The organism is Streptomyces ferrugineus (assembly GCF_015160855.1).
Taxonomy (GTDB): Bacteria; Actinomycetota; Actinomycetes; order Streptomycetales; family Streptomycetaceae; genus Streptomyces; species Streptomyces ferrugineus.
Genome location: NZ_CP063373.1, coordinates 8,011,122 through 8,028,954, shown reverse-complemented (window position 1 = coordinate 8,028,954; position 17,833 = coordinate 8,011,122). Strand labels below are relative to the sequence as shown.

12 protein-coding genes are annotated in these 17,833 nt (G+C 71.8%); 6 read left to right on the top strand and 6 right to left on the bottom strand.

The annotated features are described in order from the left end of the window. Position 1: 1 nt before the first annotated feature. A complete protein-coding gene (locus tag IM697_RS35740; protein ID WP_228044305.1) occupies positions 2 to 1,153 on the bottom strand; it encodes a PQQ-dependent sugar dehydrogenase in 1,152 nt (383 codons plus the stop codon). A gap of 156 nt (positions 1,154 to 1,309) precedes the next feature. Then, positions 1,310 to 2,308, bottom strand: coding sequence for an aldo/keto reductase (locus IM697_RS35735; RefSeq protein ID WP_194040261.1), 999 nt, complete (start codon positions 2,306 to 2,308; stop codon positions 1,310 to 1,312). A gap of 76 nt (positions 2,309 to 2,384) precedes the next feature. Between IM697_RS35735 and IM697_RS35730 the strand changes: the two genes are divergently transcribed. The 6 genes from IM697_RS35730 (at position 2,385) to serA (ending at position 12,399) form a co-directional block, all read left to right on the top strand. Beyond that, complete coding sequence (locus tag IM697_RS35730) at positions 2,385 to 3,326, top strand: 2-hydroxyacid dehydrogenase (RefSeq protein ID WP_194040258.1); 942 nt, start codon at positions 2,385 to 2,387, stop codon at positions 3,324 to 3,326. Between the two features lie 404 nt (positions 3,327 to 3,730). Beyond that, complete coding sequence (locus IM697_RS35725; protein WP_194040255.1) at positions 3,731 to 6,748, top strand: putative bifunctional diguanylate cyclase/phosphodiesterase; 3,018 nt, start codon at positions 3,731 to 3,733, stop codon at positions 6,746 to 6,748. Positions 6,749 to 6,985: 237 nt separating this feature from the next. Then, entirely contained in the window at positions 6,986 to 8,842 is a 1,857-nt protein-coding gene (locus IM697_RS35720; RefSeq protein WP_194040253.1) for an acetolactate synthase large subunit, read from the top strand. Positions 8,843 to 8,873: 31 nt separating this feature from the next. Beyond that, positions 8,874 to 9,398: an acetolactate synthase small subunit gene (ilvN, locus tag IM697_RS35715; RefSeq protein ID WP_030614411.1), complete on the top strand. Its 525-nt coding sequence runs from the start codon at positions 8,874 to 8,876 to the stop codon at positions 9,396 to 9,398. Positions 9,399 to 9,527: 129 nt separating this feature from the next. Next, complete coding sequence (ilvC, locus tag IM697_RS35710) at positions 9,528 to 10,526, top strand: ketol-acid reductoisomerase (protein ID WP_031485291.1); 999 nt, start codon at positions 9,528 to 9,530, stop codon at positions 10,524 to 10,526. A gap of 283 nt (positions 10,527 to 10,809) precedes the next feature. Then, on the top strand, positions 10,810 to 12,399 hold the full coding sequence (serA, locus tag IM697_RS35705) for a phosphoglycerate dehydrogenase (protein WP_194040250.1): 1,590 nt from the start codon (positions 10,810 to 10,812) through the stop codon (positions 12,397 to 12,399). 528 nt (positions 12,400 to 12,927) lie between these two features. On the opposite strand, the gene IM697_RS35695 is transcribed toward serA, so the two are convergent. Genes IM697_RS35695 through IM697_RS35680 form a run of 4 tightly spaced genes read right to left on the bottom strand, consistent with a single transcriptional unit; the run spans position 12,928 to position 17,825 of the window. Continuing rightward, on the bottom strand, positions 12,928 to 13,599 hold the full coding sequence (locus tag IM697_RS35695) for an ATP-binding cassette domain-containing protein (protein ID WP_194040247.1): 672 nt from the start codon (positions 13,597 to 13,599) through the stop codon (positions 12,928 to 12,930). Next, positions 13,596 to 14,567 (bottom strand): ABC transporter ATP-binding protein, encoded by a 972-nt coding sequence (locus IM697_RS35690; protein ID WP_194040244.1) that lies wholly within the window; start codon positions 14,565 to 14,567, stop codon positions 13,596 to 13,598. The genes IM697_RS35695 and IM697_RS35690 overlap by 4 nt, the downstream gene beginning before the upstream one ends. Beyond that, positions 14,557 to 16,335, bottom strand: a complete 1,779-nt coding sequence (locus IM697_RS35685) for an ABC transporter permease subunit (RefSeq protein ID WP_194040242.1) — start codon at positions 16,333 to 16,335, stop codon at positions 14,557 to 14,559. The genes IM697_RS35690 and IM697_RS35685 overlap by 11 nt, the downstream gene beginning before the upstream one ends. Continuing rightward, a complete protein-coding gene (locus IM697_RS35680) occupies positions 16,332 to 17,825 on the bottom strand; it encodes an ABC transporter substrate-binding protein (protein WP_194040239.1) in 1,494 nt (497 codons plus the stop codon). The genes IM697_RS35685 and IM697_RS35680 overlap by 4 nt, the downstream gene beginning before the upstream one ends. Between the last annotated feature and the right edge of the window lie 8 nt (positions 17,826 to 17,833).

Genomic DNA, 17,833 nt, shown 5'->3' with positions numbered 1-17,833 from the left:
CTCAGGTCACCCGCAGCTCCAGTATCCGGTCGTCCCCGTCCTTGGGGTCGCCGCGTCCGTCCGTGTTGCTGGTCATCAGCCACAGCTTGTCGCCGCCCGCCGGGACGACCGTGCGCAGCCGGCCGTACTCGCCCTCCAGGAAGGCCTGCGGGTCCGCCGACGCCTCCGTGCCGTTCAGCGGAATGCGCCACAGGCGCTGGCCCTTCAGGCCGGCCATCCATATGGAGCCCTCGGCGTAGGCGGCGCCGCTGGGGGAGGCGTCGTCGGTGCCCCACTGGGCCAGCGGGTTGTGGTACTCGGAGTCGTCCGACTTGCCCTCGGCCTCCGGCCAGCCGTAGTTGTCGCCCGGCTTGATCGCGTTCAGCTCGTCCCAGGTGTCCTGGCCGAACTCGGAGGCGAACAGGCGCTGTTGGGAGTCCCAGGCCAGGCCCTGCACATTGCGGTGGCCGTAGGAGTACACGGGCGAGTCCGGGAAGGGGTTGCCGGGAGCCGGTTCGCCCTCCGGGGTCAGGCGCAGGATCTTGCCGCCCAGGGACTTCCTGTCCTGGGACAGGCCCGTGTCACCGCTCTCTCCCGTGCCCGCGTAGAGCATCTTGTCCGGGCCGAAGGCGATCCGGCCGCCGTTGTGGATGAAGCCCTTGGGGATGCCCTTGAAGATCGTGTCGGGCGCGCCGAGCTGGTCGCCGGACGGGCGCTGCTCGTCGTACAGCATGCGGACGATGCGGTTGTCCGAGGCCGAGGTGAAGTAGGCGTAGACCATGTGGTCCGAGGCGTAGTCCGGCGACAGTGCCAGGCCCATCAGTCCGCCCTCGCCCGCCGGCGACACCCCGGGCACCTCGCCCAGCTCGGCCTTCTTGCCGCTCTCCCCGTCGACCCGGGTGATCGTGGCGTCGTCGCGGGAGGAGACCAGCAGGTCCCCGTCAGGGAGCGGGGCCAGGCCCCACGGGGAGTTCAGGCCCTCGGCGACCGTGCGCACCACCTTCACCGAGCCCTGTGCCGGCGGGGTCTCCTCGGCCGCCCGGCCGGTGGGCGAGGCGTCCGCTCCCGAGGTGGTGCTCGATTCCGCGCTCCCGTTCTTGCCCGGCGATTCCCCGTCGTCGGAGGAACAGCCGGCCGCCAGCAGGAGTGCGGCAGCGGCCAATACGGCCGTCACAGCTCGACGTTGCACGATCACGGTCCCTTCGACGCGGCGGGTTCTACTTTTCTTACACCGCTCGGGCCTCACAGGTTCCCGATCCATGAACACTGAACCAATGCCGCCGGGCGCACGGCCCGACTCGGCCGGATTCCGCCCCCGGCTCGGCGGCCGTCAGTCCCAGGATCCCTGCGCGCCCGGCAGCTCCGCCACCTCGACCAGGTCCTCCGGGGTCAGCCGCAACCCCTGAGCCCCCGCGTTCTGCGCCACCCAGCGCTCCCGCTTGGCCCCCGGCACCGCGACGACGTGCCGTCCCTGAGCCACCACCCAGGCCAGCGCCACCTGCGCCGGCGTGACCGCGTCCCCGTGCCGGGCCGCGATGCGGCGCAGTCCGGCCACTATCGGCTGGTTCGCCGCCATCATCTCGGCGGTGAAGCGCGGGTGCCGGGCCCGCACGTCGTCCGGCTCGAAACCCTCGCCCGGGGTCAGTGTGCCGGTGAGGAAGCCGTTGCCCAGCGGCATCGCGGCCAGGAAGCCGATGCCACGCGCCTCGCACCACGGCAGCAGCGCCTCCAGCGCCTCCGGCGACCACACCGACAGCTCGGCCTCCACCGCGCTGACCGGGAAGACCTGCTGCACCCGCTGCAACTGCCGGATCGTGGCGTCGTGCAGACGCGTCCCAAGGCGGCGGCCACCCCGCGCGCCCACCGCGCACAGCCCCAACGCCCGTACCTTTCCGGCCCGGACGAGTTCCGCCATCGCGCCCCACGTCTCCTCCACCGGCACCTCGGGGTCCGCGCGGTGCAGCTGGTAGAGGTCGATGACGTCCGTCTGGAGACGGCGCAGAGAGGCGTCGCAGGCCCGCTTCACATAGCCGGGGCGGCCGTTGGCCACGATGTGCTGCTCGCCGACCAGCAGCCCGACCTTGGTCGACACGAACGCGTCCTGGCGGCGCTCCTTCAACACCCGCCCCACCAGCAGCTCGTTGGTGAAGGGGCCGTACATGTCGGCCGTGTCCAGCAGCGTCGAGCCCAGATCGAGCGCCCGGTGCACCGCCCTGACCGACTCCTCGCCCCGCTGCCGCGACGAGCTGTACGCCCAGCTCATCGGCATGCACCCGAGCCCTATGGCCCCCACCGCGAGCGCCGCCGCGCCGATCGTCCTGCGCTCCACCTGGCCGTAACCCTCCCTCTTCCGGCACCCCAACCTAACCTCTGGACTCCTGTTCGCCTGACATAGCCTCCAGAGCATGACTGCTGACGTGTGGCTCCCCATCCCGCCGGACGAGATCGAGGGCCTCCCCGAGGGCCCCGACTACCGCTTCTGGGACGGTGCCGAGGACTTCCCCGCCGACCCGGCCGACTGTGTCTTCTACGTCGTCCCGTACATGAAGCCCGCCGGGCTCGGGCAGCGTCCCCTGCCGGAGATGAGCGGCGTGGAGGTGGTGCAGACGCTCTCCGCCGGTATCGATCACGTGGAGGCGGGCCTGAAGCACCTGCGGCCCGGCGTGCGGCTGTGCAACGCGCGCGGGGTGCACGAGGCGAGCACGGGCGAGCTCACGCTCACGCTGATCCTCGCCTCGCTGCGCGGCGTCCCCGACTTCGTGCGGGCGCAGGACAGGGGGGAGTGGCTCGGCGGGTTCCGGCCCGCGCTGGCGGACAAGAACGTCCTCATCGTGGGATACGGCTCGATCGGCGCCGCCATCGAGGACCGGCTCGTACCCTTTGAACTCGCGCGGGTGGCGCGCGTCGCGCGCTCTGAGCGCACCACGGCGCGCGGAGATGTGCATCCGCTCACCGAACTGCCCGCCCTGCTCCCGGAAGCGGACGTCGTCATCCTGTCCACGCCCCTGACGGAGGCCACCCGGCACCTGGTCGACGCCGACTTCCTCGCCCGCATGAAGGACGGCGCGCTGCTGGTCAACGTCGCCCGCGGACCCGTCGTGGACACAAAGGCGCTGCTGGCCGAGCTGGAGACCGGGCGCATCACCGCCGCCCTGGACGTCACCGACCCCGAACCGCTGCCCCGGGAGCACCCCCTGTGGCGGGCGCCGGGCGTGCTCATCAGCCCGCACGTGGGCGGGCCGACATCCGCGTTCCTGCCGCGCGCGAAGCGGCTGCTGGTGGACCAGTTGAGTCGTTACGTGAACCGGGAGCCGCTGCGCAACGTGATCCTTACGACAGGCACGTAACAGGCCCATAATCCGTTTCGAGTACCGTCCGCAACCTCACGGAAGCGGTCAGTACTCGCATATGCGCTGGTCGTCACGGAGCGTAGAGGCACTATGTCCCTGAGTGACGAGACTGGTGTATCGTCCCGACAGGGGCAGCGCCAGCACCGATCGGCGCCGGGGATGGACATTTCAGATTTGTGAGGGGGGCGACGGGCGATGCACGGCCTATGGACGAGCGATCCGACGCGACGGGGCCGTCGGCGGCGACCCTGGCGACCGACCACGCGCAGACGCGGCCATCACGGCACCCACGGCTGCCGTCACAGCCATCACCACCGCCGGCACAGCAGCCGCAGGCGGCAGGCACACGCAGCGCACCGGGACCCTCGGGACCCGCGAGCGGCGCGGACCGGGAGGACCCGGTGAGCTCGCCACCGCCCCCCACGACCACGCTCGACGGAGCGCTGCGGGCCAAGCCCTCACCGGCGGCGACGCTGCCTCGTCTCTCGTCCCGGGGCACCGGCTCGGGACTGTATCCGCAACTCGTTCTGGCCCTGGTGTGCGCGGGATACGCCGTCGGTTCCGCGGTCGGCTGGGGTTCGGTCCAAGTCGCGCTGATCATGGGCGACTTCGGGCTGGCCGCCGCGGCCGGCGCGGCCTCCGTGTCCTGCTTCCGCTACGCCCGCAGCCGCCGTATCCGCTTTCGACCCGCCTGGCTGCTGTTCGCGCTCTCCTCGGCCATGGCGGCCCTCGGCAACCTCGTCTGGGGGTGGTACGAGGTCGTCCTGGAGCGGCCCGTGCCCAGCCCCTCCTACGCCGACGGGTTCTTCCTGTGCTTCGCGCCGCCCGCCATCGTGGGACTCCTGGTGCTCGCCAAACGGCCGGTGACCAAGGCCGGCTGGGTCTGCCTCGGGCTGGACGCCTGGCTGATCGGCGGCTCGCTGCTGACCCTGGCATGGAGCCTCGCCCTGGCCCAGGCGGCCAAGCTCGACTCCGGCGGCACGAGCGTGGCGCACACCGCGCTCTCGCTGGCCTACCCGCTGCTCGACATCGCCCTGGTCAGCATGGTGCTCGCGCTGCACTTCCGGCGCTCCTCGGCCAACCGCACCGCGGTCAACACCGCGATCGGCGCGCTCGCCCTGACCGTGATGTGCGACGCCCTGTTCACCTCGCCGCTGCTGCACAACAGCTACCGCTCCGGCCAGCTCCTCGACGCGGGCTGGTTCGCCGGCTCGCTGCTCCTGGCGTACGCCCCGTGGGCCGCGCCCCGGCGCGGGCACGAGGACGCCGACCGGCACGACAGGGCGGGGCACACGCGCGTGGTGCACGAGCACGTGCCCGGACAGCGCGGCGGGGGCCACCACCACACGCCGCCCGCGCAGGGAGGTGATCACACCCGGTACCCGGTCACCCGTCCGATCGCCGGCTCCCTGGCCGCGCTCACGCCGTACCTCGCCGCCGCCGTCTGCACCCTGGGGATCCTCTACAACGTCCTCAACGGCCGCAGCGTCGACCGCGTGGTGCTCATCACCGGCGGCACCGTGGTGCTGGCCCTCGTGGTGCGCCAGGGCATCATGCTCCTCGACAACATCACCCTCACCCAGGAACTGGCGCAGAAGGAGAACCACTTCCGCTCCCTGGTGCAGGGCTCCAGCGACGTCATCATGATCGCCGCGCCCAACGGAATCCTCCGGTACGTCTCCCCGGCCGCCGCCGGGGTCTACGGACGCTCCGCCGAGGAGCTGGTGGGTACCGAACTGGCCAATCTCATCCACCCGGAGGACCTGGGCTGCGTGGTGCACGAAGTGCGCCGCTTCCTCGCCGCCAGCCCAGTTGAGGAACCCACTACGCGCATCGAGTGCCGCTTCCGCTCGGGCGACGACGGCTGGCTCAATGTCGAGTCGACCGTCAACCGGCACCACGGCGGCCTCATCTTCAACAGCCGGGACGTGACCGAAAGAGTGCGCCTGCAGGCGCAGCTCCAGCACAACGCCGAGCACGACCCGCTCACCGACCTGCCCAACCGCGCGCTGTTCACCAAGCGCGTGCAGCAGGCCCTGTCCGGCCGCCGCGCCACCGACCGGGGTCTCGCCCTGCGCAACACGGCCGTCCTCTTCATCGACCTCGACGGCTTCAAGGGCGTCAACGACACGATCGGACACCAGGCCGGCGACGAACTGCTCGTCCAGGCCGCCCGCAGACTCCAGGAGGCGGTCCGGCACGGCGACACCGCGTCCCGGCTGGGCGGCGACGAGTTCGCGGCCCTGATCGCCGGGGACAACACCCGTGACCGCACCGCCCGTGAACGCCACATCCTGGAGCTCGCCGACCGCCTCAGGGTCACGCTGTCGCAGCCGTACCTCATCGACGGCAACGATGTCCGTGTCAACGCCTCCATCGGCGTCGCCTTCGCCGAGCCGGGCCTCGGCGCGGGGGAGCTGCTGCGCAACGCCGACCTCGCCATGTACCGCGCCAAGGCGGGCGGCAAGGGCCGCGTCGAGCTGTACAAGCCGCAGATGCAGCAGGACGTCGTACGCAAGGCGGAGCTGGCCACGCGGCTGCGTGCCGCGCTGCACGACGGCGAGTTCGCACTGCTGCACCAGCCGGTGGTGTGCCTGGCGGACGGCCGGATCACGTCGGTCGCCGCCCAGGCGCGCTGGCGGTCCTCGCAAGGGGTGCTGTTCACGCCCGCCGAGTTCCTGCGGGTGTCCGAGGACAGCGACAAGACCGCCGAGCTGGGCCGCTGGATGCTGGAGGAGGCCGCCGAGCAGGCCGCCGAGCGCACCGCGACCGGGCTCGCCGTACCGGTTGCCGTACGGATGGGTGCGCGCCGGCTGCTGGACCGCTCGATGCCGCTGGGCTCGATCGAGGCGCTGCTGACCCGGCACGGGCTGCCGTCCGGGTCGCTGATCATCGAGCTGTCCGACCTCGACCCGAGGATCTCGCTGGACGACCTGGAGCGCCGCCTGAGCGGCCTGCGCAGACTCGGCGTCCGGGTCGCCCTGGACGGCTTCGGCAGCGGGTACGCGGCGATCACCGCGCTGCGCAGGCTCCCCGTCGACGTGCTCAAGCTCGACCGCGGTCTGGTCGAGGGCGTCGTCGAGTCCACACGGCTGCACAAGATCACCAGCGGGCTGCTGCGGATCGCCGGGGACCTCGGGCTGCAGTCCGTGGCCGACGGCGTGGACCTGCCGGAGCAGGTCGTGGCGCTGCGCGCTATGGGGTGCACGCACGGGCAGGGCATGGCGTTCTCCGGGCCGCTGGACGAGTACCGGCTGCGCCGGGCGCTCAGTTCCGGCCACTATCCGGTTCCGCACGCCCCGGTGGAGCCCGCGTTCGCGGGGGGTGGTTCGGGGGTGTACACCAGTGGTGTCCCCGTCGTTCTCGGAGGCGGCAGTGCCCTTCGCTCACATAATGAGACTCCCGTCCCACCCACTTGACAGTGGGTGTGTGCCGGGGGGAGGGTCAGTGCCATGCGCACCCGAATCCTCGTACTTGGAAAGCGCGTCGGCTGAAGCTGGTGACGTCCGGACAGATCCGGAACTCCCAGCGTCCACACCCGACGCGCTCCCCTCGCTTGCCTTATGGCACGAGGGGTTTTTTGTTGCACAGGCGCCAGTCGTGCAGCATCGAAACTCCGCTCAAACTTCGCAAAAACCCTCAGCATCGAGAAGAGAATGCCGATGACCGAGCAGGCCACCGGGGCCCATCACCCGCAGCCGCGGCCCCGATCCGGAGGACACCAGTCCGCCCCCGAACACGTCACGGGTGCGCAGTCCCTCATCCGTTCGCTCGAGGAGGTCGGCGCCGACACGGTATTCGGCATTCCCGGTGGTGCGATCCTTCCGGCGTACGACCCGCTGATGGACTCCACCCGAGTGCGTCATGTCCTGGTCCGCCATGAGCAGGGGGCCGGCCACGCGGCCACGGGTTACGCGCAGGCCACCGGCAAGGTCGGTGTCTGTATGGCGACCTCCGGCCCCGGCGCCACCAACCTGGTCACGCCGATCGCGGACGCGCACATGGACTCGGTGCCGCTGGTGGCGATCACCGGGCAGGTCGCCTCCAAGGCGATCGGCACGGACGCCTTCCAGGAGGCGGACATCGTGGGCATCACGATGCCGGTCACCAAGCACAACTTCCTGGTCACCCGGGCCGAGGACATTCCGCGGGTGATCGCGCAGGCGTTCCACATCGCCGCCACCGGCCGCCCCGGCCCGGTTCTCGTCGACATCGCCAAGGACGCCCTCCAGGCGAAGACCACCTTCTCCTGGCCGCCCGCCATGGACCTGCCCGGCTACCGGCCCGTCACCAAGCCGCACGCCAAGCAGATCCGTGAGGCCGCCAAGCTGATCACCGCCGCCAAGCGGCCCGTCCTCTACGTCGGCGGCGGTGTCATCAAGTCCGGCGCCACCGCCGAGCTGAAGGTCCTGGCGGAACTGACCGGAGCGCCCGTCACCACCACCCTGATGGCGCTCGGCGCATTCCCCGACGGCCACCCGCTGCACGTGGGAATGCCGGGCATGCACGGTGCGGTCACCGCCGTCACCGCGCTGCAGAAGGCCGACCTGATCGTCGCCCTCGGAGCCCGCTTCGACGACCGTGTCACCGGCAAGCTGGACAGCTTCGCCCCGTACGCCAAGATCGTGCACGCCGACATCGACCCGGCCGAGATCGGCAAGAACCGTGCCGCCGACGTGCCGATCGTGGGGGATGCCCGGGAGGTCATCGCCGATCTGGTCCAGGCGGTGCAGAAGGAGCACGCCGAGGGCCATCAGGGCGACTACAGCGCCTGGTGGAAGGACCTGTCGCGGTGGCGGGAGACCTATCCGCTGGGCTACGACCAGCCCGAGGACGGCTCGCTGTCCCCGCAGCAGGTCATCGAGAGGATCGGCCAGCTCGCCCCGGAGGGCACGATCTTCGCGGCGGGCGTCGGCCAGCACCAGATGTGGGCCGCGCACTTCATCCAGTACGACAAGCCCGCCACCTGGCTGAACTCCGGCGGCGCCGGGACGATGGGCTACGCGGTGCCGGCCGCGATGGGCGCCAAGGCCGGAGCGCCGCAGCAGACGGTGTGGGCGATCGACGGCGACGGCTGCTTCCAGATGACCAATCAGGAGCTGACCACCTGCGCCCTGAACAACATCCCGATCAAGGTCGCCATCATCAACAACGGTGCCCTCGGGATGGTCCGCCAGTGGCAGACGCTGTTCTACAACCAGCGCTACTCCAACACCGTGCTGCACAGCGGCCCGGAGGCCGACGGCAAGCAGCCGAGCGCCGGCACCCGCGTCCCCGACTTCGTGAAGCTGTCCGAGGCCATGGGCTGCTACGCGATCCGCTGCGAGTCGCCGGCCGACCTCGACAAGGTCATCGAGGAGGCGAACTCCATCAACGACCGCCCGGTCGTCGTGGACTTCATCGTCCACGAGGACGCGATGGTGTGGCCGATGGTCGCCGCCGGCACTTCCAACGACGAGATCATGGCCGCCCGGGACGTCCGCCCCGACTTCGGCGACAACGAAGACGACTGAGCGAGAGACGTAAGAGAGAGACGTAAAGACCATGTCCAAGCACACGCTCTCCGTCCTGGTGGAGAACACCCCGGGCATCCTGGCCCGGATCGCCGCCCTGTTCTCGCGCCGCGGCTTCAACATCGACTCCCTCGCGGTCGGTGTCACCGAGCACCCCGACATCTCCCGCATCACCATCGTGGTGAACGTCGAGGACCTGCCGCTGGAGCAGGTGACCAAGCAGCTCAACAAGCTCGTCAACGTGCTGAAGATCGTCGAGCTGGAGCCGGGACAGGCCGTTCAGCGCGAACTCGTCCTGGTGAAGGTGCGCGCCGACAACGAGACGCGCTCCCAGATCGTCGAGATCGTCCAGCTGTTCCGCGCCAAGACCGTCGACGTCTCCCCGGAGGCCGTCACCATCGAGGCCACCGGCTCCAGCGACAAGCTGTCCGCCATGCTGAAGATGCTGGAGCCGTACGGCATCAAGGAGCTCGTCCAGTCCGGCACCATCGCGATCGGCCGCGGCGCGCGCTCGATCACGGACCGCTCGCTGCGGGCGCTGGACCGGTCGGCATAGGGCCGTGTTCGGGCGGTCGGGTGACTCCGACCGCCCGGATTCCGCCCGTATGGCGAGACCCCCGAACTTCCCTTCCCCCCGCCGTCATACGGTGGGACGCAACACCTGCACACAAGGAGAGAACCCAAAGTGGCCGAGCTGTTCTACGACGCCGACGCCGACCTGTCCATCATCCAGGGCCGCAAGGTCGCGGTCATCGGCTACGGCAGCCAGGGCCACGCCCACGCGCTGTCGCTGCGCGACTCGGGTGTCGACGTGCGGGTCGGTCTGCACGAGGGCTCCAAGTCCAAGGCGAAGGCCGAGGAGCAGGGCCTGCGCGTGGTGACCCCCTCCGAGGCCGCCGCCGAGGCCGACGTCATCATGATCCTGGTGCCGGACCCGATCCAGGCCCAGGTCTACGAGGAGCACATCGCCCCGAACCTCAACGACGGCGACGCCCTGTTCTTCGGCCACGGCTTCAACATCCGCTTCGGCTTCATCAAGCCCCCGGCCGGCGTGGACGTCTGCATGGTCGCCCCCAAGGGCCCGGGCCACCTGGTGCGCCGCCAGTACGAGGAGGGCCGCGGCGTTCCCTGCATCGCCGCCGTCGAGCAGGACGCGAGCGGCAACGCCTTCGCGCTGGCCCTGTCGTACGCCAAGGGCATCGGCGGCACCCGCGCCGGCGTCATCAAGACGACCTTCACCGAGGAGACCGAGACCGACCTGTTCGGTGAGCAGGCCGTCCTGTGCGGTGGCACCGCCGCCCTGGTGAAGGCCGGTTTCGAGACGCTCACCGAGGCCGGCTACCAGCCGGAGATCGCCTACTTCGAGTGCCTGCACGAGCTGAAGCTGATCGTGGACCTCATGTACGAGGGCGGCCTGGAGAAGATGCGCTGGTCGATCTCCGAGACCGCCGAGTGGGGCGACTACGTCACCGGCCCGCGGATCATCACCGACGCCACCAAGGCCGAGATGAAGAAGGTCCTCGCCGAGATCCAGGACGGCACCTTCGCCCAGGCCTGGATGGACGAGTACCACGGCGGTCTGAAGAAGTACAACGAGTACAAGACGGCCGACTCCGAGCACCTGCTGGAGACCACCGGCAAGGAGCTGCGCAAGCTCATGAGCTGGGTGAACGAGGAGGCGTAAGCCTCGCCCGACGGGGCCGGAGCGCGCTGCTCCGGCCCCTTTGTCCAACCCGTCGGATCTCGGACGGGTGATCCTTCCGCTGAGGCGCAAGACGGCCTCCGCCGCGCCACTACACTGGCGCACAACATACGCGTCAGGCCCACAGCGTCGTGCGTCTTCCACGCGGCCCAGCGACACCGAAGAAGTGCGGGCACGTCCCCACGCCGCCCTTCTCCGGCGCCGCTTCCCTCCACCGCCTGCGGCCGTCGGGACGGCCGTCCGCATTGGACATGTGAGGACTCACGTGAGCTCGAAACCCGTCGTACTCATCGCTGAAGAGCTTTCGCCCGCAACCGTGGACGCGCTCGGTCCGGACTTCGAGATCCGGCACTGCAACGGCGCCGACCGGGCCGCCCTGCTGCCCGCCATCGCCGACGTGGACGCGATCCTGATCCGCTCCGCCACCAAGGTCGACGCCGAGGCGATCGCCGCCGCGAACAAGCTCAAGGTCGTCGCACGAGCCGGCGTCGGCCTGGACAACGTCGACGTCTCCGCCGCCACCAAGGCCGGCGTGATGGTCGTCAACGCCCCCACCTCGAACATCGTGACCGCCGCCGAGCTGGCCTGTGGTCTGCTGCTCGCCACCGCCCGCAACATCCCGCAGGCCAACGCCGCGCTGAAGAACGGCGAGTGGAAGCGCAGCAAGTACACCGGAGTGGAGCTCGCCGAGAAGACCCTCGGCGTGGTCGGCCTCGGCCGCATCGGCGCGCTCGTCGCGCAGCGCATGTCCGCCTTCGGCATGAAGGTCGTCGCCTACGACCCCTATGTGCAGCCCGCGCGCGCCGCGCAGATGGGCGTCAAGGTGCTGTCGCTGGACGAGCTGCTCGAGGTCTCCGACTTCATCACCGTCCACCTGCCCAAGACCCCCGAGACCCTCGGCCTCATCGGCGACGAGGCGCTGCGCAAGGTCAAGCCGAGCGTGCGCATCGTCAACGCCGCGCGCGGCGGCATCGTCGACGAGGAGGCGCTGTACTCGGCGCTGAAGGAGGGCCGGGTCGCCGGTGCCGGCCTCGACGTGTACGCGAAGGAGCCCTGCACGGACTCCCCGCTGTTCGAGTTCGACCAGGTCGTGTCCACCCCGCACCTCGGTGCCTCCACCGACGAGGCGCAGGAAAAGGCCGGCATCGCCGTCGCCCGCTCGGTGCGCCTCGCCCTCGCCGGTGAGCTCGTGCCCGACGCGGTGAACGTCCAGGGCGGTGTCATCGCCGAGGACGTCAAGCCGGGTCTGCCGCTCGCCGAGCGCCTCGGCCGCATCTTCACGGCGCTCGCCGGTGAGGTCGCGGTCCGCCTCGACGTCGAGGTGTACGGCGAGATCACCCAGCACGATGTGAAGGTGCTGGAGCTCAGCGCCCTCAAGGGTGTCTTCGAGGACGTCGTCGACGAGACGGTGTCGTACGTCAACGCCCCGCTGTTCGCGCAGGAGCGCGGTGTCGAGGTGCGGCTGACGACCAGCTCGGAGGCCACCGACCACCGCAACGTCGTGACCGTGCGCGGCACGCTCGCGGGCGGCGAGGAGGTGTCGGTGTCCGGCACGCTGGCCGGGCCCAAGCACCTGCAGAAGATCGTCGCGGTCGGCGAGTACGACGTGGACCTCGCGCTGGCCGACCACATGGTCGTCCTCAAGTACGAGGACCGTCCCGGTGTCGTCGGCACGGTCGGCCGGATCTTCGGTGAGGCCGGGATCAACATCGCCGGTATGCAGGTGTCGCGGTCGGTGGCCGGCGGCGAGGCGCTGGCGGTCCTGACGGTCGACGACACGGTGACCCAGGCGGTGCTGACCGAGGTGGCCGAGGAGATCGGGGCGACGTCGGCTCGCTCGGTGAACCTGGTCTGAGAGACCGACTCACACGCCGGACGGGCTGAGGCGACTCGGCTCGTCCGGCGTTTCGCACGCGGGCTCCCACACCTCGACCCACCGCAGCGCGACCGCCGCCAGCGCTCCGCCCAGCGTCTCGCGTGCCACGTCCGGCGCTGATGCCGGGATCTCGTGGCGGTGCCCATCGCCAGGTCCACGATCTGGGACATCACCACGACACTCCCGACGGCGATGACCGCGCACGCGACCAGCACCATCGAGTCCGTACCGCGAGGGCCAGCAGCCCGGGGCCCGAGGCCGCCAGGTGTGGGCGGACGTCATCGGCACCATGAAGGGGCCGGGGTCGATGTGGCGCCTCAGCATCGAGATCGTGGCCATGGGGGACCAGCTGCCCGCGGTGCGTGATCGCCTGGTGCGGCAGCAGCGGGACGCCGAGCGCGCTCTCGTCGCGCTGTCATGGTGGGTGTTCCGGAGGAGGAGGTCTCGGACCGGGCCCTGGACACCCTCGGCAGGTTCTAAACGACCCTCATGACGGTCTCGAGGCCGCTACCCGGAAATGACCCGCCCGTCCCGCATCTCCATCACCCGGTCCGCGAAACGTCGTACGACCGCCCGGTCGTGGCAGATGAACAGGTAGCCGAGGCCGAGGTCGTCCTGGAGGTCGGCGAGCAGGTTCAGCACGCCGGCCCGGATGGAGGGGTCGAGGGACGAGACCGGTTCGTCGAGGACCAGCAGGTGGGGTTCGCAGGCCAGCGCGCGGGCGATTCCGGCGCGTTGGCACTGGCCGCCGGAGAGCTCGTGCGGCCGGCGGTCGCCGTACGCCGGGTCCAGGCCCACCCGGTCCAGGAGCTCGGCCACCTGGTCGGGGGTGGGCCGGCGGCCCTGGATCCGCAGTGGTTCCGCCACCGCGTCGCGGATCCTGTGGCGAGGGCTGAGCGAACCGTACGGGTCCTGGAAGACCGGCTGCATCCGCGGGCGGATCGGGCGGAGTTCGGGTTCGGACAGGGTCGTCAACTCCTGTCCCTCGAAGCGGACTTCACCGGAGGCCGGGCGGCGCAGCTGGAGGACCGCCAGGGCCGTGGAGGACTTGCCGCAGCCGGAGGGGCCGTTCAGGGCGAGGGTCTCGCCGGGGGCCAGGGTGAAGGAGACGTGGTCGACGGCGGTGGCGTCGCCGTAGCGGACCACGAGGTCGCGGACGTCGAGCAGGGCGTCACTCATACGGGCTGCCGCTCCTCTTCCTGGAACAACCGGGTGGCCGGGTGGGGGAGTTCCGCCCAGCGGTCGCAGGCCACCAGCCGCCCCTCCACCTCCTGCGGCTCCGGTTCCGCCGTACGGCAGGCGTCCGTCGCCAGCGGGCAGCGGGGGGCGAAGGCGCAGCCCGGAGGGAGGGTGCCGGGGGCGGGAGGGGTGCCGTGCAGCGCGGGCAGGCGGCGGCCCGGGGGCGCGTGCTGAGGGAGGGAGGCCAGCAGGCCCGCCGTGTAGGGGGCGCGGGGGCGGCCCAGGACCTCGTCCGCCGGGCCGAGTTCGGTGAGGCGGCCGGCGTACATGACCAGCACGCGGTCCGCGTGGTCCCGTACGACGTCCATGTCGTGGGTGACCAGCACGAGCGCGGCGCCCACCGCCTCCCGCCGCTCGGCCAGCACCCGCAGCACCTGGTCGCGGTGGGCCTCGTCCAGGGCGGTGGTGGGCTCGTCGGCGACGACGATGTCGGGCTCGTTGATCGTCGCCATGGCGATGACCGCGCGCTGCCGCATGCCGCCGGAGTACTCGTGCGGATACGCCCGTGCCCTGCGTACGGCATCCGGGATGCCGACCCGTTCGAGGGCGGCGACCGCGCGGGCCCGGGCCTCCTTGCGCGGGACGCGGGCCACCGAGCGTACGGCGGCGGCCAGTTGGTCCCCGACCGGGTGCACGGGGGAGAGGGCGGACAGGGCATCTTGCGGAACGAGGGAGATGCGGCGGCCGCGGTGGGGTACGAGGTCCGGCCGGATCGTGCCGCTCGTCGTCGCGCCGCGCGGCAGCATGCCCAGCAGCGCCCGGGCCGTGAGGGACTTGCCCGCGCCCGATTCGCCGACGAGGGCGAGGACTTCGCGCGGGCGGACGTCGAAGGTCAGGCCGCGTACGGCCGCGACTCCGTCGAAGGCGATGCGCAGGTCGTGCACCGACAGCAGTGCGTCAGACGGCAACGGAGGTCTCCTTCTGCTCCACCGGAGCGGGGCGATCCACTGGAGCGGGTCGCTTCACCCTCCGGCCCTGCACGGACGCCGCTCCCGACACCGCCAGCCCCGCCAGCAGGGCCAGCGCCACGGCCGGGGCGAGGGCCGCCCAGGGGGCCCGTTCGACGTAGGCGCGGGACTCGTCCAGCAGCAGGCCCCACTCGGGCGTCGGCGGCTGGGCGCCCAGGCCCAGGAAGCCCAGGGAGGCCAGGGCGAGGGCGATACCGGGCAGCCGGAGGATGGCGTGCCGGGCGACCGGGCCGGCGACGGACGGCAGGACGTGCCGGGTGAGGATCCACAACGGGGTCGCGCCCATGGCCCGTTGGGCGGTCAGGAACGCCGATGCCCTCACCTCCTGCACCAGAGCCGCCGCGTGTGCGGACAGCGCCGGCCAGGAGATCAGCGCGACCGCGAGGGCCGCGCCCCCGGTGCCGGGGCCGGTCGCCGCGGCGACCAGGATGCCGACGATCACCGGGGGCAGGGCGTTGGCGATGTCGGCCGCGCCCGTCGCGACGCCGGGCAGGAAGCCCAGCGCGAGCGCGACCAGCAGGCTCAGCGCACAGATGGCGGCGGCCGTGCCGACCGTCGCGGCGGCGCCGTGGCCGAGCCGGGCGAGGACGTCGCGGCCGAGGGCGTCGGTGCCGAGCGGGTGCGCCCAGGAGGGGGCGGCCAGGCGGGCGGCCGTGTTCACCGTGTACGGGTCGCGCAGCAGACCCCAGCCGATGGTCAGGCCCAGCACGGCGGCGAGCGTCAGCGGGATCGACGGGTGGGCGCGGACCGGGCGGACCGGCGGCAGCGTCAGCCCCGCGTCGCGCAGGGCCGGGCCCAGCAGCCGGCGCCGTACCGCCACCGCCACCGCGCCCGCGACCAGGCCGAGCAGCAGCAGGGCCAGCACCGAGCCCTGGAGCAGCGGCAGGTCCTGCGACTTGGCCGCGCCGAGCGCGGTACGGCCGATGCCGGGCACCGCGAACACCATCTCCACCGCGACCGCGCCACCGGTCAGGCCGACGGCGACCATCCCGAACTGCGGGACCAGCGGCGGCAGTACGCGCCGCAGCGCCGCCCCGGCGACCCGGGCCCGGCTCACCCCGGCGCCCCGCCACAGCTCCACCCACCGTTCGTCGAGTACGGCGGGCAGCGCGTCCGCGGCCAGCCGGCCCAGCAGACCGCCCGCCGGTACGCCGAGGGCGAGCGCCGGGAGCACCAGGTACTCGGGGCCCGCCCAGCCGGCCGTCGGCAGCCACCCCAGCCACACCCCGCACACCAGCAGCGCGACCGTGGCCAGCAGGAACTCGGGAACGGCGGCCAGCATCGCGGCGAACGCCCCGGCCGACCCCCGCCCCCGCACCAGCACCGGCGCCACCAGCGCGGCGGCCAGCACGACCGCCACGCCGAGGGCCGCGCCCATCAGGCCCAGCGACACCTGGAGCCCGGCGACGACGGACGGCAGCACGTCGGTCCCCGACACCCAGGAGGTGCCGAAGTCGCCGCGCAGCAGGTCGGCGGCCCAACTCCCCAGCAGGGACAGGGGACCGGCGTCCAGCCCGAGGTCCTCGCGGATCGCGGAGAGGGCCTCCTCGGTCGCCTCCTGCTCGGCCGAACGGGCACGCAGAACCGTGAGCGCCGGGTCCCGGCGGGAGAGCCAGGGGAGCAGGCCCACCGTGGCCAGGACGGCGATGAGACAGACGATCCGGGTCAGCGCGGCCGTGCTGACCGACTTCCGTACGGCGGACTTCACTTGACGTGGGTGTCCACCGTGACGAGCGCACGCTCACGCGGGTCGTGCGCGGCGTCCACGACCCCGGCCGCGTCGCCCTGGATCACCCGCTCGTGGAGCATCGGCACGGCCGCGTCAGCGGCGAGCACGGCGCCCTCGGCCGCGATGACCGCCGCGCGGCGGGCGTCGCCGACCTCGGTGTCGGAGGCCTTCTTCAGGGCCTCGTCGACGCCCTTGTCCGTGAACTGCGACAGGTTGAAGGTGCCGCCCGAGGCGAAGTCGCTGTAGAGGTAGGCCGCCGGGTCGCCGGAGTCGAGGACGGTGGCGCGGGACAGGACGAACGCGTCGAACCGGCCCGCGAGGGCGTCGGACTCGATGTTGGTGTACTCGCGGACGTCGAGCTTCACCTTGAACCCGGCCTTCTGGAGCTGCTGCTGCAGCGTGGCCGCGACCTCGGGCATCTCGGAGCGGTCGGTGTACGTCCCGATGGTGATCGCGGCGCCGTTCGGCCGGCCGGCCTCGGCGCCCCGGGTGACCGGCTTCCGCAGCTCGGCCGCCCACGGCAGCGCCGGGCCGAGCAGGCCCTCGGCGACATCGGCGCGCCCCTCGTACACGCCCTTCACGATCGCCTCGGCGTCGATCGCCTCGCGGGCCGCCGCGCGCAGTGAGGCGTCCTTGAAGGCGCCCTTCCCGGTGTTCAGGTAGAGGGTGTTGGTGCGCGGCATCGGGACCTCGGTGATCAGGTCCTGGTCGAGGACCGCGGCCTGGGAGACCGGGATCGCCTCGACGATGTCGGCCTCGCCGCTGCGCAGCGCCGCCGCGCGGGCGGTGCCGTCGGGAACGAACTTCACGTCGATGCCGGGGGCCTTGGCCTTGCCGCCCCAGTAGGCGTCGTAGCGGTCGAGGGTGGCGGAGGCGGTGCCGCCCACCTTCGTGAGCTCGAAGGGGCCGGTGCCGGCGCCGACGGGGTCGACCGCCCTGCCGCGGTACGCCTTCGCCGCCAGGATCGACAGCTGGGGGGAGCTGAGGCGCTGCGGGACCAGGGGGTCCTCGGTGGCGGTCGTGACGGTGACCTTGTTCCCGGCGGCCTTCGCGGTCAGTTCGACGCCGTCGAGGATGCGGGGCTTCGGGGACGCGGTGGCGGCCTCGGTGAGGGAGCGCACCACGGCGTCCGCGTCCAGCTTCGTGCCGTCGTGGAAGGTGACGCCGTCGCGTATCTCGAAGGTCCAGGTGCGGCCGGACTGCTGCCACGTGGTGGCGAGCGCGGGCTGGGCGTCCCCGTCCGCGTCCAGTTTCACCAGGGTCTCGGCCGTCGACCAGCGGGACAGCTTGAACGCGTCGTCCGAGAGCGGGGACAGCCCGGAGCGCGGGGGCTGCATCATCGCGACACGGATGCGCTTGCCGCCCGCCGCGTCCGCAGTGGACTCCGCCCCGGCGAAGCAGCCGGTGAGCAGTGCGGAGGCCGCGGCGACGGCGGTGACGGGGAGCAGACGGCGGGCGGGCAGGCGCACGGGACACT